This window comes from Jiangella alkaliphila, assembly GCF_900105925.1.
GTDB classification, from domain to species: domain Bacteria; phylum Actinomycetota; class Actinomycetes; order Jiangellales; family Jiangellaceae; genus Jiangella; species Jiangella alkaliphila.
The window spans coordinates 2,464,186-2,482,582 of the sequence record NZ_LT629791.1; the positions used below are offsets into that span (position 1 = coordinate 2,464,186).

Here is an 18,397-nt window from a genome sequence, read left to right on the forward strand (position 1 = left end):
GGCTCAGCGGGTCGAGTCGATGAGCTGCTGGGCTTCCGCGACGAACGCCTCGGCCGCCTCCGCCGGGTCGCGCTGGCCGAACAGCACCTCCTGCGAGTAGCGGTCGAACATCTCCGAGCGGACGTTGCGGGTGCCGGCCGGGTCTGGAGCCGGCGCCGGGCGGCTGTTGCCGTCCTGGCCCAGGTACTCGACGTACTCGACGATCTGCTGCTCCTTGCCGTCGAGGCCGTCCTTGATCGCGGCGGCGATCGACTGGTTCGGCGGCACCCCGCGGGTGAGGCCGAGGATCTCGCCGGCGTCGGGGTCGTTGACGAGGAAGTCGACGAGCGCGACGGCCTCGTCGGGGTGTTCGGTCTCGGCGTTGACCGCCCAGCTGTTCGAGCGCATCAGGTACACGCCGGGGTGGCCGGCCTCGTCGGGCAATGCGCCGTAGGTCCACTCGTCGCTCGGCAGCGTGATGCTGGTGCCGTAGATGCTCATGGCGACCTGGTTCTTCGCTACGGGCGACTCGGTGACGTCGCCGCCGGCGCTGGCCACCGTGACGTCCGCCGGCGGCACCGCACCTGCCGATCGGAGCTCGGCCCAGTAGGTCCACCACTCGGCGAGGTCGTCCGCGGCGAAGCCCAACTCGGTGCCGTCCTCGCTGAACCAGTCGCGCTCGCGCTGGCCGAGGAAGACCTGGAAGTGGTTGGGCAGCGAGCTGCTGTCGGCGAGCGCCCAGGTGCCGTCGTCGAGCGTCGCCTGCAGGTCGACGGCGAGGTCGGCGAACTCGTCCCAGCTCGTCTCGGCGGTCGGCGGCTCGAGGCCGGCGGCGTCGAACGCGGCCGGCCGGAGGACCAGGGCCATCGGACTGCTGCCTGCGGGCACCTCGTAGAGCTGCCCGTCGACCCTGGCCTGCTCGAGGAACCCGTCGTCGATCTGAGCGGTGTCGAGGACGTCGTCGTACTCGCCGAGGTCGAGCAGCAGGCCCTGGTCGACGTAGGTCGTGACCTGGTCGTCCTGGAAGACGTCCGGCGCGGCGCCGGATGCGAACTGGGTGTTCAGCTTGTCGTAGTAGCCGGAGAACGACGCCGGGCTGACCTCGACGGTGACGTTCGGGTTGCGCTCCTCGAAGAGGGCGACCGCCTCCTGGGTGGCCTCGGCACGGGCCGGGTTGCCCCACCAGGTGAGCGAGAGGGTGATCTCGTCGGAGGTGCTGGCTCCGTCGTCGCCGGAGTCGCCGGAGTCGTCGGACGAGCCGCAGGCGCTCAGGGCCAGGACGGCGGCGACGGCAAGGACTGGGGTGGCGCGCATGTGTGCTCCGTTCTCACTGCTCGCGGGCAGCGTCGACCGGGCCGCGACCCGTACGGACGGGGGCGGCAGGGTTCCGATGCGTCAGGACGAGGCGATGTGCAGGCGTTGCAGGTCGAGCATCAGTTCGCGGTCGGTGCGCAGGATCTGGATCAGCTGGTGCAGCGACTTCTCGTGTGGGACGTGCGTCAGCTCGACCAGGGTGTGGCCGGGCTGCGCGAGCGAGCGCACCAGGCCGGCCGCTGCCGAGGTGTGGAGCACCACGCTGGTGTGCTGGAGTGCGGCGGCGACCGCCTCCGGGTCGGAGTCGCTGGCGAACGGCAGGTCGGCGAGGTCGGGCCGCTGCGCCGTCAGCAGGTCGGCGTAGATCGGGCGCGTCTCGGGGCGAGCGACCATGACCGGCGGTCGTCCGTCATGGTGGGGGAGGACGGTCAGCAGGCCCTCCTCGAGCCTGGACATCAGTGTCAGGACCCGCACCGCACGGTCGGCGAGGAGCCGTTCGACCTCGCGGGCATGGAAGGCCAGGCTGATCGCGTAGGTCGCCGCGTCGAGGGCCGGCGAGTGCGGCCGGCTGCGCAGCTCTTCGAGCACGACCGGCCGGACCGGGCCGAAGTCCGTCGCGGCCTGTGCCGAGATCAGCGACGCGTACCTCGCCGACGACGCGGCGACGCCGACGAACACCACGTCGATGCCGCGCTGCAGCAGCGCCAGCCGCTGCGCCATCGCCCGGGCCGCCTCGTGCGGCGGTTCGCCGGTGCGGATGAGATCGGCTACCGCGGTGTCGGCGCGTGCCCACGTCATGTCCGGCCTGGCGGCGTCGCTGCCGGCAGACTCGGGGAGCGTGGTGAACGTCCCGGCGCCCCGCTGGGTCGCCACCAGCCCCGTCTTGCCGAGCTCGTCGTAGGCCTGGCGGATCGTGTCGACGGCGACGCCGAGCTGCCCGGACAGAGCGCGGACCGACGGCAGCCGGGTGCCGGTGGGCACCGCTCCGGTGGCGATGACGTATTCGAGCTGGGTCTTCAGCTGAACCCACATCGGGACGCCGGAACCGTGGTCGACGCGCAGGCGCGCCCATGGCTCGGGTGCGTCTGCGGCGGCCTGAGGCGCTGTCATGGTGTTATACAACACCCAAACAGTTGAGCCGTCAATCCCGCAACGTAGAAGAAGTTTCTTCTCACTCTTGCGTCTCGCCATCATTTATTTCTAAACTGTGCCCACTCGACGACAGGGAGGGCACCCGGTGGACGTGACGAGCGTGCGGGATGAGGCGGGGAGTCTGCCGCGGTTCCCGATGCCGCGAGAGACGCCGTTCCACCCGCCGGCCGCCTACGCGCGGCTCCGCTCAACCGCGCCGGTGACCCTCGTCCAGCTGTGGGACGGGCGCACGGCGTGGCTGGTCACGGGGTATGAGGAGGCGCGGGCGGTGCTGGCCGACCCGCGGGTGAGCTCGCGGCGGCAGCACGCCGGCTACCCGTTCGCGACGCCCGCGCGGGCGGCCGCCGAGCGGGGCGAGCGGGCGTTCATCTCGCAGGATCCGCCCGACCACGGCCGGCTGCGGAAGCTGGTGACGAAGTACTTCACGGTGCGGCGCATCGAGACGCTGCGGCCGGTGGTGCAGGGCATCGCCGACGACGTCATCGGGCGGGCGGCCGCGGCGGGGCCGCCGATCGACCTGGTGCGGGAGGTCGCGCTGGAGGTGCCGGCCCGGACCATCTGCCACCTGTTCGGCATCCCGCCCGAGGAGCGGTTCTTCTTCCAGAGCCGCGACCACGCCCGCAACGCGCTGGACTCCACGCCGGCGGAGGTCGAGGCCGCGACGGCGGAGATGCTGGGGTACGCGGCGGAGCTGGTGGCTCGCAAGGAGCACACCCCCGACGACGGCATCGTGAGCGAGCTGGTGCGCGACCAGCTGCACACCGGCGCCGTCGAGCGCGACCAGCTGGTGGCGATCGTGCGGCACCTGCTGGCGGCCGGCCACGACACGACGGCGAACATGATCGCGCTCGGCGTGCTGGAGCTGCTGCGCCACCCGGACCAGCTGGACGAGCTGAAGCGGCGGCCGGACTTGTGGCCCAACGCCGTCGAGGAGCTGCTGCGCTACGTCAGCGTCTTCCAGATCTCGCCCAACCGGGTCGCCACCGAGGACCTCGAGGTCGGCGGCGTCGTCATCGCGGCGGGCGAGGGCATCATCACGCCGCTGGCCGCCGCCAACCGCGACGCGCGGGCGTTCCCCGACCCCGACACGCTCGACATCCACCGCGAGGCGCGGCACCACGTCGCCTTCGCTTACGGCGTCCACCAGTGCCTCGGCCAGCCGCTGGCCCGGCTCGAGCTGAACGTCGTGTACGAAACGCTGTTCCGCCGGCTGCCCGGCCTGGCGCTGGCCGTCGACACGGACCGGATCGTGGTGCGGCAGTACCTGCTGTCCAGCCTCGGCGAGCTGCCGGTGACCTGGCAGGTGACCCCGTGACCCGCATCCTCGTCGACGAGGAGAAGTGCGTCGGCGGCGGGCAGTGCGTCATGGCCGCTCCTGCGGTGTTCGACCAGGACGACGACACCGGCACGGTGGTGCTGCTCGACCCCGAGCCCGGACCTGAGTACGACGACGACGTGCGGCAGGCCGCCCGGCTGTGCCCCGCGGTCGCGATCACGGTGGCGACGCCGTGACCGGGCTGCCGGCGCGGGTCGTCGTGGTGGGTGCGTCCGCGGCGGGCGTGACGGTGGCCGACGCGCTGCGGCACGGCGGCTACCAGGGCGAGCTGACGTTGGCCGGCGCCGAGCGGCACCTGCCGTACGACCGGCCGCCGCTGTCGAAGGAGGTGCTGGCGGGCACCCGTGAGCCGGCCGCGACGGCGCTGCGCGACGCCGGGCACTATGCGGGGAGCGGCATCGAGCTGCTGCTCGGCACCCCGGCCGTCGCGCTGGACCGGGCCGAGCGGACGGTCGCGCTGGCCGACGGCCGCCGGCTGCCGTACGACGCCCTGGTGATCGCGACCGGCGTGACCCCGCGCCGGCTGACCGGGACCGACGGCCTCGCCGGCGTGCACGTGCTGCGCACCCTCGACGACGCGCTCGCGCTGCGAGCCGACCTTGTTGTGGCCCGCCGGATCATCGTCGTCGGCGCCGGATTCCTCGGCTCGGAGGCCGCGGCCACCTGCCGGGGGCTCGGCCTCGACGTGACCCTGGTCGACCCGCGGCCGGTGCCGGCGGAGGCTGCTCTGGGCGCCGTCGTCGGCGGCGTGCTGGCCGCGGTGCACGCCGAGAACGGCGTCGACCTGCGGCTGGGCACCGGCGTGCGGCGCCTCGAGCACGACGCCGGTCGGGTCACCGGCGTGACGCTCACCGACGGCGCACGGGTGGCCGCCGACGTCGTGCTGGTGGCGATCGGCTGCCGCCCCGCGACGGACTGGCTGGCCGGCAGCGGCCTCCCGCTCGGCGACGGGGTCGAGGGCGACGCCACCTGCCGGGTCGCGCCGGACGTCTACGCCGCTGGCGACGTCGCCTCGTGGCGGCACGCGAGTCACGGCCGGCTCCGGGTGGAGCACCGCACCAACGCCACCGAGCAGGCCGAACATGTCGCCGCCGCGATCCTGGGTGCGCCCGCGCCGTTCCGCCCGGTGCCGTACGTGTGGAGCGACCAGTACGGCGTCCGCCTGCAGGCCTGGGGCGTCACGAGCGGCAGCCACGACGTCGCCGTCGTCGAGGGCAGCATCGAGGAGCGCCGGTTCGTCGCGCTCTACGGCCGTGACGGACGCGTCACCGGCGCCGTCGGCCGGCGGCTGCCGAAGGCGCTGCGGCAGGCCCGCGAGCTGGTCGCCGCCGGCGCGCCCTGGGCCGAGGCCATCCGCGCCGGCCCGTCACACCCGGCGCCACCCGTGGCCGCGCCATGATGCCGGCACCCACCGATCGCCGGCCCATCGACTGCAGATCCAGAGGAGCTTCCCGTGACCGAGACACCCACCACCCCGCCGCCTGAGCCGGGCGGGTCCGGCGAGGCCGGAGCGCGTTCCGAGCCGTCCTGCCTGGACCGGCTGCGCCAGGCAAGGCCGGAGCTCAGCGGCGCCCGCGCCCGGGTGGCCGACACCGTGCTGACCGACCCGTGGAAGGTCCGCGGCGCCTCGATCCAGGTGCTGGCGCAGATGGCCGGCGTCTCCGAGAACGCCGTCAGCCGGTTCACCCACGCGCTCGGCTACAGCGGCTACCGCGAGTTCGCCCAGGCGCTGTCGCTGGACCTCGGCAAGGCGCTCGGGCTCTACCACTCTCACCCGGTCGAGCTGGTGCTGGAGTCGCGGGCCGGGCTCGGCGGGCCGCTGGACCTCGTGCAGCGGGTCATGGCACTCGAGGTCGAGTGCATGCAGGACACGCTGGCCAACCTGTCCGAGCCGGCGCTGCGCCACGTGGTGCATCGCCTGGCGGGTGCGCCGGCCGTCCTCCTGCTGGGCACCGGCACCGCGGCGCCGCTGTGCCACATGTTCTCCTACCGGCTGGCCAGCGTCGGCGTGCCGGTGACCTGGACCGCGGACCCGATGATGATGCTCGCGCACGTCTCCCGGCTCAGCCCGGGCGACCTGGTGTTCGCCATCTCCTACTCGGGCCGGTCCCGCGACTCCGTCCAGGCGCTGACGTACGCGAAGGAGCGCGGCGTCGAGACCGTGGGGCTGACGGCGAACCCGCAGTCGCCGATCGGCGACGTGTCCGACGCGTCGTTGACGATCTTCAGCGAGGCCGTCTCGCGCGGCACGGCGCAGTTCGGCGCCCGGGTCGCCGGGCTGGCGCTGCTCGAGGCGATCGCGACGGCGGTGTCGGAGGAGAAGGGCGGCGGCTCGACGACGGGCCTGGAGGACCTGGGCGCCACCCAGGCCCGGTTCAACGACCTCCCGCCGGACTGGCGGAGCGGCTCGTGACGGACGGGGTGCGGCTGAGCATCGCCGGGGCAGGGCACTGGCACGCGCCTCGGCACGTCGAGGCGTTCGTGGCCGCCGGCGCCACCGTCGTCGCGGTGCAGGACGACAGCGCAGCGGCCGCCCACCGGTGGGCGGCCCGGCTGGGCTGCCCGGCCGAGCCGACGCTCGACGGCCTGCTCGCCCACGAGGCGGACCTCGTGCTGGCGATGCCCCGGCACCGGACGGCGCCCGAGGTGATCGCGCGGCTGGTCGAGCACGGCACGCCGTTCGTGGTCGAGAAGCCGGCCGCCGCGCACGCGGCTGACCTGTGGCCGCTGGTGCACGCCGCCGAGGCTCGTGGCCGGTTCGCCGCCGTACCCCTGATCAACCGCTACAGCGCGTTCTGGGATCAGGTCGGGCGGCTGCGCTCCGACGGCCTGCTCGACCCGACCACGGTGGCCCGGTTCCGCATCGTCAACGGCTCGCCGGAGCGCTACGTCGAGGACGACGTCGCCTGGGTGCTGGACCCCGCGGTCAGCGGCGGGGGCGCGCTGCGCAACCTCGGCCCGCACGCCGTCGACGCGTTCCTGTCGCTGGCCGTCGGCGAGGTCAGCGTGCTCGGCGCGGCACTTTCGCATCGGCAGCACGGTCTGCCGGTCGAGGAGCACGCGATGGCCATCCTGCGCGACGAGACCGGCCTGATCGGGCTGGTCGAGGTCGGCTACAGCGGCCCGGACCGCGACGGCACCGACCACGAGTGGGCGCTCACCGGCGCCGGCTCCTCGGTCCGCGAGCTGCACGACGTCGTCGAGGTCAGCACGGCCGGCGGCAGCACCACCGTCGCCTCGCCGTCGGTGTCGCAGCGCTACCGGATCTTCGCCGCCGACGTCGTCGAGCGGCTGCGGGACGGGCGGCCGGCGCCGGTGACACTGCGCGCCGCCTGCCAGGCACTGGACGTGATCGATCGCATCTACGCCGCGGCCGGAACTCCGGTCGTGGCAGCCCACGGCTCATTCGAAGGAGAGGTCCCATGATCGGGAGTGTCAACGGTGCGCCCCTGAGCAGACGTACCTTCGTCCGCGGCGTGCTCGGCGCGGCAGCGGCAGGCACGGTCGGCGCGGCGCTGTCCGGCTGCGGCTCTGACGACACGTCGTCCGGCGACGGCGGCGGCCGGCTGGTCTTCTGGCACAACTACACGCAGGAGGCGCGGGTCGAGTTCATGCGCCAGGTGGCCGACCGGTTCGAGGAGAGCCACCCGGGCACCACGGTCGAGATCGAGGTCGTCCCGTTCCCGCAGTTCCCGACGAAGTGGCCGGCCGCCCAGGCGGCCGGGTCGCTGCCCGACGTCACCACCGTGCTGCCCGAGCAGGCGGTCTCGATGTGGCACGCCGGGGCGCTGAACCCGATGGGCCCGGTGCTCGACGAGCTGGGCGGCGGGTCGGCGTTCGTGCCCGGCCTGGTCGACAAGATCGGGCTGTACCGGGACGAGTACATCCTGCTGCCGCACTACGTGCACAACCGGCTGCTCGCGCACCGCACCGACCTGCTCAGCGCGGCCGGGGCGAGCCTGCCCGAGCGCCCGACCTGGGACCAGGTGCTGACGGCGGCGCAGGCGGCCACGCGCGAGCCGGACCAGTTCGGCTGGATGCTGAAGCTGTCGGCGGCCGACACCGGCGGCGGCTACCTGCTCTACATGCTCACCCACTCCGCCGGCGGTCGGCTGTTCGACGCCGACGGGAAGGCGATGCTGGACACCCCGGAGGTGCGCCGGGCGACCGAGTTCCTGACCGAGATCGGCCGCACGGCCAGCGGGCCGGGCCAGGTCAACTACAACATCAACGACAACTTCTCGCTGATCAACGCCGGCACGACGGTGCTCGCGGAGGTCTCCGGCGCGGAGATCGGGACCGCCGCGATCGAGGCGCCGGACATCGCCGCGCAGCTCGCGACCACGTTCATGCCGACCGACGTCGTGCCCGGCCACCTCATCGGCGCGATCTCGCTGGCGCTGCCGAAGGGCCGCAACCCCACTCTGGCGCAGGAGTTCGCCGCGTTCCTCTACGCGGAGGACAACTACGTGCCGTTCCTGCACACCATCCCGCTGTTCATGTTCCCGTCGCTGGCCGCGGCGAACGGTCCGGCGTTCTTCGACCACCCGACCATCGCCCAGTACCAGGCGACCGCGCAGCAGACCATGACCGGCATCGAGGAGGGCTCCGCGCCCGGCTTCGAGGACGGCCCGTCGCCCTATGCCGGCCCGGTTTTCTCCAGCCACGTGATCGAGCAGGCGCTGCAGTCGATCCTGGCCGGTGGCGCGAGCGTCGAGGGCGCGCTGGGCGCGGCCAACCAGACGCTCCAGTCCACCCTCGACGATGTCTCGTCTCGCCTCGGCTGAGCCGGCCGCGGACCGGCGGCGGGACCCCTCGCCGCCGGTCGCGGGCCCGCCGGGGCGCGACCCGCTGGCCCGGCTCGGCGGCTGGGCGGACCGGCGCACGCACCTGCTGCTGGTGCTGCCCGGCGTGCTGTTGCTGCTGGCCGTCGTCGCGTACCCGATCGGCTTCAACCTCTGGAACAGCTTCACCAACCGTAACCTCAGCTTCCCGGTCACCAGCTGGGTCGGCCTGGACAACTACCAGCGGGTGCTCGACGACCCGGCGTTCTACTCCGCCATCGGCAAGACGCTGGTGTGGACGTTCGCCTCGGTCGCCGGCCAGCTGCTGCTGGGGTTCGCCGGCGCCGTGGCGCTGCAGAACGTCCGGCGGGCGCAGACACCGCTGCGGCTCGGGCTGATCGTCCCGTGGGCGTTCCCGTCGATCGTGCTGGCGTTCAGCTGGCGGTTCATGCTCGACCCGATCGTCGGCGTGGTCAACGACGCGCTGCTGGCGGTCGGCGTCATCGACGAGCCGGTGGCGTGGTTCGGCAACGAGACGACCGCGATGCCGGCGATCGTCGCGATGAACATCTGGTTCGGCTTCCCGTTCATGATGGTGGCGCTGCTGGCCGGGCTGCAGACGATCCCGGCAGAGCACTACGAGTCAGCAAGGGTCGACGGCGCGAACTTCTGGCAGGAGCTGCGCCACATCGTGGTCCCGGCGCTGCGGGCGCTGATCGGCGCGCTGGTCGTGCTGCGCACCATCTGGGTGTTCAACAACTTCGACTTCGTGTACCTGGCGACGGCGGGCGGTCCGGCCGGCGCGACGGAGACGCTGGCGGTCTACGCGTTCCGGGTCGGCTGGAGCAGCTTCGAGATCGGCCGGATGGCCGCGGTCTCGGTGGCGATGCTCGCCGTGCTGGCCGTCATCGTCGCGGTCTACCTGCGGGTGCTGCGGCCGGACCGGGACGAGGAGGCGTAGATGGCGACGATGCTCACGCGCGGCAGCGGCGGCCGGAGCCGGACCACCCGCGTCGGCGCGGCCGTGGTGCTGGTGCCGCTGGTCGCGTTCGCGGTGTTCCCACTGCTCTGGATGGCGCTGTCGTCGGTGAAGACGCCGGAGCAGCTGTACTCCGGCGACCCCGGCTGGCTGCCCGACGGCATCGACTGGGGCTTCTACCGGCGGGTGCTCGACGGCACGCCGTTCACGACGTTCCTGACCAACAGCCTGGTGGTGGGGCTGGCGTCGACGGCGATCGTCGTCGTGCTGGCGGCGATGGCCGGCTACGGGCTGGCCCGCGGGCGGTTCCGTGGCCGGACGCTGCTGTCGCGCGGCGTGCTGGTCGCCTACGTCTTCCCGACCATCCTGTTCGTGATGCCGCTGTTCACGCTGGTCTCCGACCTCGGCCTGGCCGGCACCTACCCGGGCATCGTGCTGGTGCACGTGGTGTTCAACTTCCCGTTCTGCGTGTGGCTGATGATGCAGTACTTCCGCACGCTGCCGCTCGAGGTCGAGGAGGCCGGTCGGGTCGACGGGCTCAGCCACGCGGGGGTGTTCGTGCGCATCGCGGTGCCGCTGGCGGCGCCGGGCCTCGCGACGACCGCGATCTTCGGCTTCGTCAACAGCTGGAACGAGTTCCTGCTGTCGTTCGTGATCCTCGGCAGCGGGGAACGGCGGACGCTGCCGGTCGGCATCTACAACTTCATCGGCAGTGAGGTGGCCGACTGGGGCCCGCTGATGGCCGCCACGACCTTGGCGGTGCTGCCGACGCTGGTGCTGTTCCTGCTGGTGCAGCGGCGCATCACCGGCGGGCTGACCGGCGGCGCGGTGAAGGGATGAACGCCACCGCCCGGTGGCCGCTGTGGCTGCACTCGATGGCCACGCCCGAGACCGACGCCGCCGGCTGCCTGGGGGTCGCCCACCGGCTGGGGCTGGACGGCGTCGAGCTGATCGTCGCCGACGGCTACCCGGCGGCGCTGCCGGCCGGTGCGGGCACGGCCGAGGCGGCCGCCGTCGCACGGGTGGCGGACGGGCTCGGCCTTCGGGTCGGCGCGCTGTGCTCGTACGCCCGCGACCTCGATGACGAGTCGGCGGCGACCCGGCGGGCGACGGCGGACGCGCTGCGCCGGGCGGTCGACCTGGCCGTGGCCGCCGGGGCGGGGCACGTCCGCGTGCTGGCCGGCCGCGACCGTCCGCCGCCCGACCGGCCGGCCGCGGTCCGGCGCGCCGCCGCGACGCTGCACGACGTCGCCGGCCACGCCGACCAGGCCGGGGTGAGCCTGAACGTCGAGAACCACATGGACACCCTGGCCACCAGCGCCGCCGCCACCCGGGAGCTGGTCGACGCCGCGGCCGCGCCGGCCGTCGGCGTCCTGTACGACCAGGCCAACCTCGCCATCATGGGCGCCGAGCCGGCCGCCGTCGCCGTCGGCCTGCAGCGGGAGCTGATCAGGCACGTGCACGTGAAGAACTTCGTCCGCTCCGGCGGCTTCGAGGGCCGCACCCCCGTCGGCCTGGCCGGCGGCGAGGTGGACTGGCCGGCGACGCTGCGGCTGCTGGACGGGTACACCGGCGCGCTGACGCTGGAGTACGAGCGGCGCTGGTACCCGGACGTGCTGCCGCCGGCCGCCGTCGGCCTGGCCGCCGACCTCGAACTGCTGCGCTCCCTCTCCTGACCGATCACCGGAACGAGGTCCTCCCATGCATCTGCTCAGCTTCCGCCTGCCCGGATCGGGCCCGGCCTGGGGCGTCCGCGACGGCGGCCGGGTCGCCGTCGCCGGCGACACCGCGCCACCGGACGTCGCGACGCTGCTGGAGCTGCCGGCCGCCGAGCGCGACGCCGTCCTCGCGGCGCTGGCCGCCCGCGCCGGCGACGGCGTCGCGCTGGACGAGGTGGAGCTGCTGGCGCCGATCCCGCGGCCGCGCCGCAACGTCTTCGCCGTCGGCGCCAACTACCGCGGCCACGTGGAGGAGTCCGAGCACTCGGCCGGCCCGCCGGCCAGCCCGATCTTCTTCACCAAGGCCACCACCACGGTCACCGGGCCGGGACCGGTCGCCGTCGACGCAGGCCTGACCACGCGGGTGGACTGGGAGGTCGAGCTGGCCGTCGTGCTCGGCTCCGGCGGCCGGCACCTGTCCCGCGAGGATGCCGCCGACGCCGTCTTCGGCTACACGACCGCCAACGACCTGTCCGCCCGCGACCAGCAGCACGGCCGGCCCGAGGGCCAGTGGTTCCTGGGCAAGAGCCTGGACGGCTTCTGCCCGCTCGGCCCGTGGCTGGTGACGAAGGACGAGCTGCCCGACCCGGGCGCGCTGCGCCTGACGCTGACGGTCAACGGCGTCGTGAAGCAGGACTCCACGACCGCGGACATGGTGTTCGACGTGCCCGCGCTGCTGGCGGAGCTGTCCCGCTTCGTGACGCTGCACCCGGGCGACGTGCTGCTCACCGGCACGCCGTCGGGGGTCGGCGACGCCCGCACGCCGCCGGAGTACCTCGTGCCCGGCGACGAGGTGGTCGCGCAGGTCGAGGGGATCGGCCCGCTGGCCACGACCATCGTCGACGGCGCCCGGTGAGCGCCCGCGTCGTCGTCGCGCTGGGCGATGACCTGCGCCGGCGGATCCTCAGGGACACCGACCTGGACCGGCTGGCCGCGGCCGCCGACGTCGTGCTGACGCGCGACCCGGCCGCCTTGGACGCCGCGGACATTTGCGTCACCGGCTGGGACACGCCGCCGCTGCCGCCGTCGTCGTACATGGACGGCGCCCGGCTGCGGCTGGTCGCGCACACCGGCGGATCGGTGCGCCACCTGGTGCCGGCGGCCGCCCTGGACCGCGGCCTGCGGGTCACCCAGGTCGCCGCGGTGCTGGCCGAGGCCGTGGCCGAGTTCGCGGTGATGTCGATCATCGCCGGGCTGCGCGACGCGGTCGGGTTCGCGACCGCGCTGCGGTCCGGCGAGCCGTGGGCGGACCTCGCCGCACGCCCGCCGGGCCGGCTGCTACGCGACCAGACGGTCGGCATCGTCGGGGCCAGTCGCACCGGCCGGGCGACGCTGCACCGGCTGCGCCCGTTCGGCTGCCGCTGCCTGGTGTACGACCCGTACCTGTCCGCCGCCGACGCGACCGCGCTGGGCGCCGAGCCGGCCGACCTGCCGCGGCTGCTGCGCGAGGCGGACGTCGTGACGCTGCACGCGCCGGTGCTGCCGTCGACCCGCGGGATGATCGGCGCCGCCGAGGTCGCCGCGCTGCGGCCGGGCGCGCTCGTCGTCAACACCGCCCGCTCCGCCCTGGTCGACGGCGCCGCGCTGCTGGCCGCCGCCGCCCGTGGCCGGGTCCGCGTCGTCACCGACGTCTTCGACACCGAGCCGTTGCCCGCCGACGACCCGTGGCGCCGCGCCGACGGCGTCGTGGCCACCCCGCACATCGCGGCCCTGACCGCCGAGACCCTGCGCGAGCAGGGCGCGGTGACGGTCGACGAGGTGCTGCGGTTCCTGGCCGGACGGCCGCTCGAGCACGAGATCACCCGCGCGGCCTACGACACCGCCGCCTAGCGGTGACTCGGGAGACACCCCTGAGAGAGGACACCGATGCTGATCAAGGCCGCCGACGTCATCGTCACCCACCCCGGCCGCAACTTCGTCACGCTGAAGCTCACCACGGAGGACGGCCTGGTCGGCTGGGGCGACGCCACCCTGAACGGTCGCGAGCTCGCGGTCGCCGCGTACCTGCGCGAGCACGTCGCGCCGATGCTCGTGGGCATCGACGCGCACCGCATCGAGGACACCTGGCAGCTGCTGTACCGCGGCGCGTACTGGCGGCGCGGCCCGGTGACGATGGCGTCGATCGCCGCCGTCGACGTCGCGCTGTGGGACCTCAAGGCCAAGGTCGCCGGGCTGCCGCTGTACCAGCTGCTCGGCGGCGCCAGCCGGGACCGCTGCCTGGTCTACGGGCACGCCAACGGTCGCGACACCGAGGAACTGCTGGACTCGGTGCGGGCGCACCTGGCGCTGGGTTACCGGGCGATTCGGATCCAGTCGGCGGTGCCCGGGCTCGGCTCGATCTACGGCATCCCGCCGGCCGACGACCGCCTCGGCCGGTACGAGCCGACCAGCGCGGGCGGGCTGCCCAACGTCGAGACGTGGGACAGCCCCGCCTACCTGCGGCACATCCCGGGCGTGTTCGAGGCGGTCCGGGCCGAGTTCGGGCCGGAGCTGCCGCTGCTGCACGACGCGCACCACCGGCTCACGCCGATCCAGGCGGCCCGGCTGGCCCGCTCGCTGGAGCCGTATGACCTGTTCTGGCTGGAGGACGTGACACCGGCGGAGAACCAGGAGGCGCTGCGGCTGGTCCGCGCGGCATCGACGACGCCGCTGGCGATCGGCGAGGTGTTCAACAGCGTCGTCGACTACCAGCTGCTGATCCGCGAGCAGCTGATCGACTTCGTCCGGTCGCCCGTCTCGCACGCCGGCGGCATCACCGGGCTGCGCCGCATCCTCGACTACGCCGCGATGTACCAGGTCCGCTCCGGCATGCACGGGCCGGTCGACGTGTCGCCGGTCGGGCTGGCCGCGTCGCTGCACCTCGGCCTGGCCGTCCACAACTTCGGCATCATGGAGTACATGCGGCACCACCCGCTGGCCGACGAGGTGTTCCGCTCGACGTACACGTTCGCCGACGGCGGCCTGCACCCCGGCGACGAGCCCGGCCTCGGCGTGCACGTCGACGAGGAGGCCGCCGCCGCGTTCCCGTACGAGCCCGGCTACCTGCCGGTGAACCGGCTGGCCGACGGCACCGTGCACGACTGGTGACGGACGCGGCCCGCCCGCCCAGCCACGCGAGGCCGGGCGGGCGGACCGTCTGTCAGCGGATCTCGCAGGTCACCCGCAGCCAGTCCATCTGGAAGGCGGCGGTGTCACCGTTGTTGCCGGCCGACCAGAGCCGCACCGCGGGATCGGTGTCGCGGTCCTGGATCGTCCAGCTCGCGCCGGTGTCGACGCCGTTGCGGTACAGCCGGGCCTCGCCGCCGTCGGTGTCGACCCGCCACGACGCCAGCGCTCCGGCGTTGCTGAGCGCGTAGACGCGGGTCCAGGCGGTGTCGCCCTTCTTGATCGTGTAGACGCCGTCCTGCTGGATCGACAGCATCAGCCGGCGGCTGCGGTTCGTCACGCTGACGGCCAGGCTGGTGCCGTGACCGTTGGACGTGTTCAGCGCGGCGTAGTCGGTGACCTGGGCACGGAAGTCCACCGAGAAGTCGCACCGGTCCGGCAGCGCCTTTGTCACCGCGTTCTGGGTGGTGGTGCCGCTCTGCACGCGCAGCTCGCCGGCCGGCGCGATGGTGCCGCCGGTGCCGAACGGCTCCCAGCCGGTGAGGTCGTCGAACGGGGTCGAGACGAGGTTCTCCTCGACGCTGACCCAGTTCACTGACGACGCCGCCGGCTGCCCGCTGGTGCCCGACGCCGACACCGTCGTGCGGACCGGCGCAGCACTGGCCGGGACCGTCCACTCCACCCCGGTGTCGGTGGAGTCGTAGAACAGCCGCGCCGTGCCGTCGGCGTCGACGATCACCCGGTACTGGTGGTCGTTGGCGTCGATGGTCTGGGTGAACACCCGTTGCCAGGTCGCCTGGCCGGACACCCGGGCATACACGCCGTCGGGCTGGACGGTGAAGGCCAGCTCCCGGCTGCCGTTGGCCACCCGCAGCTGCAGGTTCGCGCCGACCCCGGTGGTGGTGTTCAGCGTCGACGCGGTGGTGACCCGTCCGCTCATCGCGGCGATGAAGCTGCCTTGGTAGGCGTGGTTCTGGTGCACCGTCGTCGTGGTGCCGGCGGCGTTGCCGAGGTTGAGACGGCCGCCGGTGACCGCCGCGGTGCCGCCGTTCGCGGTGGTGGTCCACGGCCCGGTGGCGTCCCAGTTCTCGTTGATGCCGGTGAACGAGTCGGAGATGTCCAGCTTCACCACCTTGATCGCCGACGTGTCGTGCTCCCACACCACGAAGAACTTCCCCGGCGCGTACTCGTCGGCCATCGTGTAGGTGTCCCAGCCGGCGCTGTGCGGCCGGGCGACGACCGGTGGCCCGTCGGCGAAGAACCGGCCCGGGCCCCACGGCTGGCCCGGCTTCTTCACCTTGTAGTTGAGGATCGAGCGCCAGTGCGGCGGGCGGGTCTCGACCGGACTCGGGAACTTGCCGCCCATCGTGTTGTAGATGGCCAGGAACTGCCCGTTCGAGTCGACCGTCACGTAGCCCTTGGTGCCCATGTTCGGGATGTTGGTGTCGAACGCCAGCGGCGACCACGTCAGGCCGCCGTCGTTGCTCGTGGTCCGCGACATGTAGACCGAGCCGTCGAGGTAGGCCTGCTCGGTGGCGGCGACCCGGTTGAACATCATCAGCTGATTCGGGTTCTCCGGGTTCACCACCAGCTGGTTCTCGCCCGACCCGGTGCTCAGCGGGTCCGGGGCGAACGCGCCCGCCGTCCAGTTGACCAGGTCGGTCGAGCGCATGACCGCGACCTGGCCGCCCTTCCAGAACGGTGCGATGTGGTAGTTGCCGTACTTCAGGGGCCGGCCGGCGACGACGAAGCTCGACGGGACCCCGCTGAAGTTCACGGTGTGGTCGGTCCAGGTGTGGCCGCCGTCGGTGCTCTTCTTCATGAAGTTGGTGACCGGCTGGCCGTTGTGGGAGCTGGTGGGTGCGCGGCCGAGGAACGCGTACAGGTCGGTGCCGTCGCGGTAGAAGATCACGTAGTGCCAGCCGTAGGTGGCGTCCTTGGCGGCGAGGGTCTGCGGCGCGCTCCAGGTCGCGCCGCCGTCGGTCGAGTACGAGTACTTGATGGCGCCGTTGTCGAACTGGCCGGCGGTGTTGCCCTCGCGCCAGGCGGTCACGACGTTGTTCTCGCTGGTGGAGATGATGTCGGGGGTGCGGATGCCGTCGCCGTCGAGCAGGGTGAGGTCGGAGTGCACGGTGACCTCGGGCGTGAAGCCCTCGGCGCGCGCCGGTGCCATGGGGACCAGAACGGAGAGCAGGAGGGAGAGTGCCGCGACCAGTACGCCGATGACGGCGGGCGGCCGGGCGAGGCGTGGTGCGTCCATCGTTGGCGGCTCCATGCTTCGCTGGAAGGGGTGGCAGCTGCGCGTCTGGATGGTCGATCTCTGCGGCCGGCAGATGATCAGGAGGCTAGCAGTAAATACTGTGATTCGACAGATGTCAGAAGTTTATTCTGACGCGTCCCATTTCGGGACCCTGTCTCGTCATAAGGATGAGAGCGGAGGTAACCCATGCGGTACGCCCTGATGTTCTATGCGGAGCCCGGCCACGACGACGACCGGCCCGAGGCCGAGCGGGTCGCCGTCCAGGCCGAGTACGAGGCCCTCGGCAACGATCCCCGCTTCCTCAGCGGCGCGCAGTTGCAGCCGGCCGAGACCGCGACCAGCGTGCGCGTCGCCGGTGGCCGGACGCTGCTGACCGACGGCCCGTTCGCCGACACCAAAGAGGTGCTCGGCGGCATCTGCCTCATCGAGGCCGCCGACCTCGACGAGGCCATCGAGGTGGCGGCGCGCGTCCCGGCCGCCCGCTACGGCGGTGTCGTCGAGGTCCGTCCGCTGGTGGCGCTGCGCTGAGCGGCCTGGAGGAGGTCTTCCGCGACGAGTGGGGCCGGGTGCTGGCCTCGCTGGTCGGGTTTCTCGGCGACTTCGACCGGGCCGAGGAGGCCGCGCAGGAGGCGTTCGCGATCGCCGCAGCGCGCTGGCCGGAGTCTGGCGTGCCGGACAAGCCGGGCGCCTGGCTGGTGACGACGGCGCGCAACCGGGCCATCGACCGCATCCGCCGCGAGCGCACGCTGGCGGAGAAGATCCACCTCCTGCCGGCGCCGGAGGTCACCATGGAGGAGTTCGACGACGCCGTGATCAAGGACGAGCGGCTCGAGCTGATCTTCACCTGCTGCCACCCGGCGCTGGCGCTGGAGGGTCAGGTCGCGCTCACGCTACGGGCGCTCGGCGGCCTCGAGACCGCCGAGATCGCCCGGGCGTTCCTGGTCTCCGAGGAGACGATGAAGCGCCGGCTGACCAGGGCGAAGGCGAAGATCAAGGCGGCCGGCATCCCGTTCGCGGTGCCCGACGAGCGGCTGCTGCCGGACCGCCTCGACGCGGTGCTGGCGATCGTCTACCTGATCTACAACGAGGGCTACAGCGGCCGGGTCGACCTCGGCGCAGAGGCGATCCGGCTGGGCCGCGTGCTGGCGGCGCTGATGGCCGACCAGCCCGAGCCGCACGGGCTGCTGGCGCTGATGCTGATCCACCACGCCCGCCAGGCGGCCCGGTTCGACGGCGACGACCTCGTGCTGCTGGAGGACCAGGACCGCTCGCTGTGGGACCAGTCGCTGCTGGCCGCGGGCCGGGCGGCGCTGGACCGTGCGGTCGAGCTGGGCGGGCGCGGGCCGTACGTGCTGCAGGCGGCGATCGCGTCACAGCAGACGCGCGAGCGGATCGACTGGCACCGGGTGGCCGGGCTGTACCGCCGGCTGGCCGAGCTGACCGGCTCGCCGGTGGTCGAGCTGAACCGGGCCGTGGCGCTGGCCCAGGCCGGCGACCCCGCGACCGCGCTGCGCGCCGTCGACCGCCTCGCCCTCGACGGCTACCTGTACTTCCACTCCACCCGGGGCGAGCTGCTGCGCCGGCTCGGCCGCGACGCCGAGGCCGAGGCGGCGTACCGCCGTGCGCTCGGCCTGGCCACCACGACACCCGAGCGGCGGTTCCTCACCCGGCGGCTGGAAGAACTCTAAGGCGCTTACTGCCGACCGCAGGGTCTGACGTCAGTCTCCGAAGATCAGCCGTCCCCTGGGCGGCCGCTCGTTCGTCGCCTGG

General features: G+C 73.0%; 17 protein-coding genes. 14 read left to right on the forward strand and 3 right to left on the reverse strand.

Annotated features, from left to right (window positions below):
* Positions 1–3: 3 nt before the first annotated feature.
* Positions 4–1,293, reverse strand: coding sequence for an ABC transporter substrate-binding protein (locus BLV05_RS11495; RefSeq protein WP_046770906.1), 1,290 nt, complete (start codon positions 1,291–1,293; stop codon positions 4–6).
* Positions 1,294–1,374: 81 nt separating this feature from the next.
* Positions 1,375–2,403 (reverse strand): GntR family transcriptional regulator, encoded by a 1,029-nt coding sequence (locus tag BLV05_RS11500; protein ID WP_160312784.1) that lies wholly within the window; start codon positions 2,401–2,403, stop codon positions 1,375–1,377.
* Between the two features lie 127 nt (positions 2,404–2,530).
* On the opposite strand from BLV05_RS11500, the gene BLV05_RS11505 reads away from it, so the two are divergent.
* Genes BLV05_RS11505 through manD form a run of 12 tightly spaced genes read left to right on the forward strand, consistent with a single transcriptional unit; the run spans position 2,531 to position 14,349 of the window.
* Entirely contained in the window at positions 2,531–3,760 is a 1,230-nt protein-coding gene (locus BLV05_RS11505; RefSeq protein WP_052762814.1) for a cytochrome P450, read from the forward strand.
* Positions 3,757–3,957, forward strand: a complete 201-nt coding sequence (locus BLV05_RS11510; RefSeq protein WP_046770907.1) for a ferredoxin — start codon at positions 3,757–3,759, stop codon at positions 3,955–3,957. The genes BLV05_RS11505 and BLV05_RS11510 overlap by 4 nt, the downstream gene beginning before the upstream one ends.
* A complete protein-coding gene (locus BLV05_RS11515) occupies positions 3,954–5,180 on the forward strand; it encodes an NAD(P)/FAD-dependent oxidoreductase (RefSeq protein ID WP_052762824.1) in 1,227 nt (408 codons plus the stop codon). The genes BLV05_RS11510 and BLV05_RS11515 overlap by 4 nt, the downstream gene beginning before the upstream one ends.
* 54 nt (positions 5,181–5,234) lie before the next feature.
* Positions 5,235–6,194, forward strand: a complete 960-nt coding sequence (locus BLV05_RS11520) for a MurR/RpiR family transcriptional regulator (RefSeq protein WP_052762815.1) — start codon at positions 5,235–5,237, stop codon at positions 6,192–6,194.
* The gene (locus tag BLV05_RS11525) at positions 6,191–7,207 is read left to right on the forward strand and encodes a Gfo/Idh/MocA family protein (protein WP_052762816.1); all 1,017 of its coding nucleotides are present in this window, start codon (positions 6,191–6,193) and stop codon (positions 7,205–7,207) included. The genes BLV05_RS11520 and BLV05_RS11525 overlap by 4 nt, the downstream gene beginning before the upstream one ends.
* A complete protein-coding gene (locus BLV05_RS11530; RefSeq protein WP_046770909.1) occupies positions 7,204–8,568 on the forward strand; it encodes an ABC transporter substrate-binding protein in 1,365 nt (454 codons plus the stop codon). Before BLV05_RS11525 ends, BLV05_RS11530 begins: the two co-directional genes overlap by 4 nt.
* Positions 8,546–9,526, forward strand: a complete 981-nt coding sequence (locus BLV05_RS11535) for a carbohydrate ABC transporter permease (RefSeq protein WP_052762817.1) — start codon at positions 8,546–8,548, stop codon at positions 9,524–9,526. The genes BLV05_RS11530 and BLV05_RS11535 overlap by 23 nt, the downstream gene beginning before the upstream one ends.
* A complete protein-coding gene (locus tag BLV05_RS11540; RefSeq protein WP_052762818.1) occupies positions 9,527–10,384 on the forward strand; it encodes a carbohydrate ABC transporter permease in 858 nt (285 codons plus the stop codon).
* Positions 10,381–11,220, forward strand: a complete 840-nt coding sequence (locus tag BLV05_RS11545) for a sugar phosphate isomerase/epimerase family protein (RefSeq protein ID WP_046770910.1) — start codon at positions 10,381–10,383, stop codon at positions 11,218–11,220. Before BLV05_RS11540 ends, BLV05_RS11545 begins: the two co-directional genes overlap by 4 nt.
* A gap of 25 nt (positions 11,221–11,245) precedes the next feature.
* Positions 11,246–12,118, forward strand: coding sequence for a fumarylacetoacetate hydrolase family protein (locus BLV05_RS11550; protein ID WP_046770911.1), 873 nt, complete (start codon positions 11,246–11,248; stop codon positions 12,116–12,118).
* Positions 12,115–13,092 (forward strand): hydroxyacid dehydrogenase, encoded by a 978-nt coding sequence (locus BLV05_RS11555; protein WP_046770912.1) that lies wholly within the window; start codon positions 12,115–12,117, stop codon positions 13,090–13,092. The genes BLV05_RS11550 and BLV05_RS11555 overlap by 4 nt, the downstream gene beginning before the upstream one ends.
* A 36-nt stretch (positions 13,093–13,128) precedes the next feature.
* A complete protein-coding gene (manD, locus tag BLV05_RS11560) occupies positions 13,129–14,349 on the forward strand; it encodes a D-mannonate dehydratase ManD (RefSeq protein WP_046770913.1) in 1,221 nt (406 codons plus the stop codon).
* Positions 14,350–14,401: 52 nt separating this feature from the next.
* On the opposite strand, the gene BLV05_RS11565 is transcribed toward manD, so the two are convergent.
* Complete coding sequence (locus BLV05_RS11565; RefSeq protein WP_046770914.1) at positions 14,402–16,627, reverse strand: sialidase family protein; 2,226 nt, start codon at positions 16,625–16,627, stop codon at positions 14,402–14,404.
* Between the two features lie 186 nt (positions 16,628–16,813).
* Between BLV05_RS11565 and BLV05_RS11570 the strand changes: the two genes are divergently transcribed.
* Together BLV05_RS11570 and BLV05_RS11575 are read left to right on the forward strand one after the other, a co-directional pair.
* Positions 16,814–17,155 (forward strand): YciI family protein, encoded by a 342-nt coding sequence (locus BLV05_RS11570; protein ID WP_046770915.1) that lies wholly within the window; start codon positions 16,814–16,816, stop codon positions 17,153–17,155.
* 38 nt (positions 17,156–17,193) lie between these two features.
* Entirely contained in the window at positions 17,194–18,315 is a 1,122-nt protein-coding gene (locus tag BLV05_RS11575; RefSeq protein WP_046770916.1) for an RNA polymerase sigma factor, read from the forward strand.
* Positions 18,316–18,397 lie beyond the last annotated feature (82 nt).